The following is a 571-nucleotide window of genomic DNA, read 5'->3' as shown; positions in this document are numbered from 1 at the left end:
ACGGTGACGTGCGGCACCTGCGCGAGGCCGCCGACTGCGCCCCCGACCGCGAGCGGGAGCTACTGCAGCGGATCAGGCCGACCAGGTGGTCGCCACGATCTTCGTCAACCCGTTGCAGTTCGGCGCCGGCGAGGACCTCGACCGCTACCCGCGCACGTTCGAGGCGGACCTCGCGCTGTGCGCCCGGGAAGGCGTTGACGTCGTCTTCGCGCCGACGGTGATCCACGAGGTGCCGCCGCTGGTGCGCTTCAGCGCCGGGTCGCTCGGGGAGATTCTCGAGGGCGCCTCCCGGCCCGGCCACTTCGATGGGATGCTGACCCTCGTCGGGACCATGCTGCACCTGGTCCGGGCGGACCTGGCCTTCTTCGGCCGCAAGGACGCCCAGCAACTCGTCTGCATCCGGCGGATGGTCGCCGACCTGGCGTTCGACGTGTCGGTGATCGGCGTGGACACGGTGCGCGAGCCCGATGGCCTCGCCCTGTCCAGCCGCAACGCCTACCTCACGCCCGGGCAGCGCACCGACGCACTCGCGCTGTCGCGTGCCCTGGCCGCGGGCGCGGCGGCGGCGGAC

The 571-nt window shown here is 72.9% G+C and carries 1 pseudogene; it reads left to right on the top strand.

Annotation, left to right across the window (positions count from 1 at the left end):
- Positions 1–64: 64 nt before the first annotated feature.
- A pseudogene (locus tag MXD58_RS24655) lies at positions 65–571 on the top strand (4-phosphopantoate--beta-alanine ligase); the annotation flags it as partial.

The organism is Frankia sp. AgKG'84/4 (assembly GCF_023242965.2).
GTDB lineage: Bacteria > Actinomycetota > Actinomycetes > Frankiales > Frankiaceae > Frankia.
The sequence above is the reverse complement of the archived record's forward strand: the minus strand, read 5'-3'. Positions and strand labels throughout refer to the sequence as shown.